Origin of the sequence: Corynebacterium pilbarense (assembly GCF_026930265.1) — a bacterium.
GTDB lineage: Bacteria > Actinomycetota > Actinomycetes > Mycobacteriales > Mycobacteriaceae > Corynebacterium > Corynebacterium pilbarense.
This window is the reverse complement of sequence record NZ_JANRML010000128.1, coordinates 1-570: the sequence shown is the minus strand read 5'-3', so window position 1 is coordinate 570 and position 570 is coordinate 1. Positions and strand designations below refer to the sequence as shown.

The window sequence follows — 570 nt, the reverse complement described above, 5'->3', positions numbered from 1 at the left end:
GTGTGGATACCCCAGGGCCACGCACATGCCCCGCAGCTCCAAGACGAAGCCAGTCATGTCCAAACCACGACGGGTGACGCTGCCGGCCATCTACATACAAAAACAAAAAGGAAAACAACATTTTAAAGATCAGATTTTGGCGATAAATGAAGCAGCAAGACAGAGAGAGACTAGACAGTTTTCACAAATAACAAAGGATTTTTATTTTTGAAAATATTGCTAAGGCTTGGGATCTACGGCTCGTCCTAGGGTCAAGGGTGGCTCTGATACCAACTTGTCACGACCGGAAATAACCCAACGGGCGTTCCTGACGCGCGTGCATTAATCCTTGTCCCAGGAGGCAAGGTACACCAAAAATTGATACAATTCAGAGTTTAACAAGCGGAAGCGTAAATAGTTAACTTATTACAGGGGCGACGAAGGCCCAGCACACACAAAGACAAACGAGAAACAGCGGAAGACTAGGGCGACGACCACAGGCGCTTGACGGTAGGCACGAGCTAGACACCGAAGCCTTCATCCTCCAGGAACTCCTCTTCTGGGGTTTGGGAAAAATTGAGCAAGACTGAG

The 570-nt window shown here is 48.4% G+C and carries 1 protein-coding gene; it reads left to right on the top strand.

Annotated elements, in window-relative coordinates; translation table 11 throughout:
* Positions 1 to 211, top strand: a 211-nt coding sequence (locus NUW87_RS12005; protein WP_269028676.1) for a hypothetical protein, incomplete at its 5' end; no start/stop codon positions are given.
* Positions 212 to 570 lie beyond the last annotated feature (359 nt).